Raw genomic sequence first — 4,943 nt, 5'->3', positions numbered from 1 at the left:
ATATCGAGCAGGTCTCGGTCGATCCGGCCGCCGCCCACCGGCGTCTCGGCAGCGGCCTGATCGACCATCTCGGCACCCGCGCCGCCGCGTCGGGGCTGGCGGCGCTCACGCTGACGACGTTCACCGACGTGCCGTGGAACGCGCCGTACTACGAGCGGCTGGGCTTTCGCGCACTCGGCGAGGCCGAACTGACCGAGGGCCTGCGGGAGATCAGACGGGCCGAGAAGGAGATCGGCCTGGACCGCTGGCCCCGGGTCTGTATGCGCCGGGAGCTGTAGCGCCGCTCCCGAGCGGGCGGGTCAGGACGGGTCAGGGCGGGTCAGGGCGACTCGGTGGTGTAGCGCTCGCGCAGCTCCACCTTCCGCACCTTGCCGCTGACCGTCATGGGGAAGCTGTCGAGGACCACGAGCCGGCGCGGGATCTTGTAGTGCGCGAGCCGGTCGCGGCAGAACGCGGTGATGTCGTCCAGGGACGGCGGGTCGGCGGGATCCCTGGGGATGACACAGGCCAGGATCTCCTCGCCGTATCTCGGGTCGGGGACGCCGACGACCTGGACGTCGGACACCTTCGGATGGGCGTAGAGGAACTCCTCGATCTCGCGCGGATAGACGTTCTCACCCCCTCTGATGATCATGTCCTTGATCCGGCCGACGATCTGCACACAGCCGTCCTCGCGCATCACCGCGAGGTCACCTGTGTGCATCCAGCGGCCGGAGTCCACCACCTCGGATGTCCGCTCCGGATCGCCCCAGTAGCCGAGCATCACCCCATAGCCACGGGTGCACAGCTCACCGGCCTGGCCGCGCGGCAGCGTCACCCCGTTGACCGGGTCGGTGACCTTGACCTCGACGTGGGGCAGCACCCGCCCGACCGTGCTCGTACGGCGCTCCAGGTCGTCGTCACGGCGGGTCTGGGTGGAGACCGGGGAGGTCTCCGTCATGCCGTAGCAGATCGACACCTCCGCCATGTGCATCTCAGTGACGACGCGCTTCATCACCTCCTCCGGGCAGGGGGAGCCCGCCATGATCCCGGTGCGGAGCGAACTGAGGTCGTACGCGGCGAAGCCGGGCAGGTTCAGCTCGGCGATGAACATCGTCGGGACGCCGTACAGCGAGGTGCAGCGCTCCTCGGCGACCGCGCGCAGGGTGGCCTCCGGGTCGAACGACGGCGCCGGGATCACCACGCAGGCGCCGTGCGAGGTGGCCGCGAGATTGCCCATCACCATGCCGAAGCAGTGGTAGAAGGGGACGGGTATGCATATCCGGTCCCGTTCCGTGTAGCCGATCGTCTCGCCCACGAAGTAGCCGTTGTTGAGGATGTTGTGGTGGGAGAGGGTCGCGCCCTTGGGGAAGCCGGTGGTGCCCGATGTGTACTGGATATTGACCGGGTCGTCGCAGGACAGCTCGGCCTCGCGGGCGGCCAGCTGTCCGTCGCCGACGGTCCCCGCCGCCCGCAGGAGCCGGTCCCACGAGGGGTCGTCCAGATAGTGCACGGACCGCAGCCGGGGGCAGTCGGCGCGGACCTGCTCGACCATGGCGCGGTAGTCGCTGGTCCGGTGCCGCAGGGAGGCGCACAGCACGGAGACGCCCGCCTGGTTGAGTACGTACTCCAGCTCGTGCGCCCGGTACGCCGGATTGATGTTCACCATGATCGCGCCGATCCGGGCCGTGGCGTACTGCACGAGCACCCACTCGGCCCGGTTGACCGCCCAGATCCCGACGCGGTCCCCCTTGGCGACGCCGATGCCCATGAAGCCCCGGGCCAGCTCGTCCACCGCCGCGCCGAACTCGGCGTACGTCCAGCGGGGCCCGGACAGGACCACCAGCGCCTCCCGGTCCGGGTAGGCGGCGACCGCCCGGTCGAGGTTCTGCCCGATGGTGTCGCCGAGGAGCCCGGTGGTGCCCGTCCCGTGCTCGTACGACAGCCGCTCGGTGTCCATGGGGTAGCTGGTGTGCACGGTGTTGATCGTGCTGACGGCGTTCATCGCGGGTCCCCCTCGTCGGACGCGGCATGTTCCGCGTGCTCCGCGCACTCGGCGTGCTCGGCGCACTCCGCCTTCTCGGCGGACGCGGCGCTCTCTGCGTGCTCGGCCTTCTCGGCGGACGCGGCGTGTCCGGCGTGTCCGGCGTATTCGGCGTGCTCGGCGTGCTCGGCGTACTCGGCGTACTCGGCGTACTCATCGGACGAACCTTTCTCCGTGCGCTCGCGCAGCTCGATCCGGCGGATCTTCCCGGAGACGGTCTTGGGCAGCTCACCGAACTCCAGCCGCCGGATGCGCTTGTACGGGGCGAGTACCGAGCGCGAGTGGGCGAAGAGGGCCTTCGCCGTGTCCGGTCCGGGCTCCCAGCCCTCCGCCAGCACGATGTACGCCTTCGGGACGGCGAGCCGCAGCGGATCGGGGGCGGGGACCACCGCCGCCTCGGCCACGGCCTCGTGCTCCAGCAGCGCGCTCTCCAGTTCGAACGGCGAGATCTTGTAGTCGGACGCCTTGAAGACGTCGTCGGAGCGGCCGATGTAGGTGATGTAGCCGTCGGCGTCGCGCGAGCCGATGTCCCCGGTGCGGTAGTAGCCGCCCGCCATCGCCTCCGCCGTACGCTCCGGATCGCCGTGGTAGCCGGTCATCAGCCCCACCGGGCGGGCGGAGAGGTCGAGCGCGATCTCGCCTTCCGCCGCGCCCGGCTCACCCGTGACGGGATCGAGCAGCTCCACCGTGAATCCGGGGCTCGGCCGGCCCATCGAACCGGCCTTCAGCAGCTGGCCGGGGCTGTTGGAGACCTGGACGGCGGTCTCGGTCTGCCCGAAGCCGTCGCGGATGGTGACGCCCCACTCCCTGCGCACGGTCTCGATGACCTCGGGGTTGAGCGGCTCCCCCGCCGCGACGACCTCGCGCGGCGGGGTCCGCAGCCTGCTCAGATCCGCCTGGATCAGCATCCGCCACACGGTGGGCGGGGCGCAGAAGCTGGTCACGCCCGCACGGTCCATCTCCGACATCAGCCGGGACGGGTCGAAGCGCGCGTAGTTGTGGATGAAGACCGTGGCCTCGGCGTTCCAGGGGGCGAAGAGATTGGACCAGGCGTGCTTGGCCCAGCCAGGTGAGGAGATATTGAGATGGACATCGCCCGGCTTGAGACCGATCCAGTACATCGTGGCGAGATGACCGATGGGATACGAGGCGTGGCTGTGCTCGACGAGTTTGGGGCGGGCGGTGGTGCCGGAGGTGAAGTAGAGCATCAGGGGGTCATCGGATCGGGTGATACCGTCCGGCCGGAATTCCGCGTCGGCGGTGTCCGCACGGGCGTACGGAAGCCATCCTTCGACCTCCTCGCCGACCGCGATCCGGGTGTAGTCGCCGGGCACCTCGCCGAACTTCCGGGTGTCCTCGGAGCGTACGAGCACATGCGCGGCCCGGCCGCGCTCGACCCGGTCCCGCAGATCGAGGGGGCCGAGCAGCGGGGTCGCGGGGATCACGACCGCGCGCAGCTTCATCGCGGCGAGGGCGGTCTCCCACAGCTCGTGCTGGTTGCCCAGCATGACGACGAGCCGGTCACCGGCGCCCACGCCCTGGTCACGCAGCCAGTTCGCGACCCGGTCGGAGCGGGCGGACAGCTCGGCGAACGAGAGCCTGGTCTCGGTGCCGTCCTCGTCGACGATATGGAGCGCGATCGCGTCATTGTCCCGCGCGATGGCGTCGAACCAGTCGAGCGCCCAGTTGAAACGCTCGGGCCTGGGCCAGGCGAAGCCGTCGTATCCGCGCTGGTAGTCCTCCCGGTGGCGCAGCAGAAAGTCCCGGGCTGCCCGGAACTCCTCCGTGGTGCTGCCTGCCGTCATGTGCCCTCCTCTATTGCCTCGCCGCTCAGTAGCATCGTGTAGTCAGTGACCTACGTCTCACCACCCCCGATCGGGGGTGCACCCCCCCGGGGGGCGAGCAGAGGGAGTGAAGCGGTGTCCGAACCGTCAGAGGCGGTGGAAATGCGAGCGGCGCTGCTGCGGCTACGGCGGGCGACAGGGGTACCGATCGCGTTCGGTGGGCTGCTGGGCGATCCCCAGCGGCTGCGGATCGCCCAGCTCAGCGGTGCCCAGACGAACGCGCTCCACGGGCTCGCCATCTGCATCGGCAACGGCCTGGGCGGAAAGTCGATCGCGCTCTCCCGCCCGTGCGCGGTGACCGACTACCGCGAGGCGCGGCACATCAGCCACGAGTACGACGCGGCGGTCTCGGCGGAGGGGCTGCGGTCGGTGATCGCGGTGCCCGTCGTCGTCCACCGCAAGGTGCGGGGGGTGCTGTACGGCGCGCTGCGGCGGCCGGTGGCGCTGGGCGACCGCACCTTCGACGCGGCGGTCGCGGCGGCGCGCGATGTGGAGCAGGCGCTCGTCGTACGCGAGGAGGTGCAGAACCTCCTCGCGATCGCCCGGGAGCCGGTGGCCGGGGCCGGCGCGTGGGAGGAGGTCCGTGAGGTCCACGGCGAGCTGCGCGCCCTGGCCCCCCGGATCGTCGACCCCGAGCTGCGGGAGGCCCTCCTCGCGGTCTGCGGCCGTCTCGCGGCGGCGAGCGCCGACGCCGGACCCTCCGGTGCCCGCGCGGGCGAGCTGCCCGGCGGGCGCGCGGTCACGCTCGCACCGCGCGAGGTGGATGTGCTCGTGTGTGTGGCGGCGGGCTCCACGAACGCGGCGGCGGCGGACCGGCTGGGCCTGCGCCCCGAGACGGTGAAGGGCTATCTGCGCGCGGCCATGCGCAAGCTGGGCGCGCACACCCGCCTGGAGGCGGTGGTGGCGGCCCGGCGGGCGGGGCTGCTGCCGTAGCCTCCGGCGGGGGGTGCGGGTGGCCTCCGGCGGGCGTGCGAGTAGCCTCCGGCGGGCGTGCGGTGTTGGACCGGCTCGGGTCCTCCGGGCGCCGCAATCGCCGGCGGGGCTGAATATGCTCGGGTCCGCCAGAGCGCCGCAAA

4 protein-coding genes are annotated in these 4,943 nt (G+C 71.2%); 2 read left to right on the top strand and 2 right to left on the bottom strand.

All coding sequences use genetic code 11. The features are described from left to right. A partial coding sequence (locus tag ACWF94_RS33335; protein ID WP_453497188.1) for a GNAT family N-acetyltransferase occupies positions 1 to 278 on the top strand: 278 nt, incomplete at its 5' end. A gap of 41 nt (positions 279 to 319) precedes the next feature. On the opposite strand, the gene ACWF94_RS33330 is transcribed toward ACWF94_RS33335, so the two are convergent. Both ACWF94_RS33330 and ACWF94_RS33325 read right to left on the bottom strand, forming a co-directional pair. Continuing rightward, complete coding sequence (locus tag ACWF94_RS33330) at positions 320 to 1,939, bottom strand: AMP-binding protein (RefSeq protein ID WP_453497191.1); 1,620 nt, start codon at positions 1,937 to 1,939, stop codon at positions 320 to 322. Between the two features lie 41 nt (positions 1,940 to 1,980). Continuing rightward, positions 1,981 to 3,828 carry an AMP-binding protein gene (locus ACWF94_RS33325; protein ID WP_453497186.1) on the bottom strand — a complete coding sequence of 616 codons (1,848 nt, stop codon included), beginning with the start codon at positions 3,826 to 3,828 and terminating at the stop codon, positions 1,981 to 1,983. 114 nt (positions 3,829 to 3,942) lie between these two features. Here ACWF94_RS33325 and ACWF94_RS33320 point away from each other — a divergent pair, with 114 nt between their 5' ends. Beyond that, positions 3,943 to 4,800, top strand: coding sequence for a LuxR C-terminal-related transcriptional regulator (locus ACWF94_RS33320; protein ID WP_453497183.1), 858 nt, complete (start codon positions 3,943 to 3,945; stop codon positions 4,798 to 4,800). The last annotated feature ends 143 nt before the right edge of the window (positions 4,801 to 4,943 follow it).

The organism is Streptomyces sp. NPDC055078 (genome assembly GCF_053607985.1).
The sequence above is the reverse complement of the archived record's forward strand: the minus strand, read 5'-3'. Positions and strand labels throughout refer to the sequence as shown.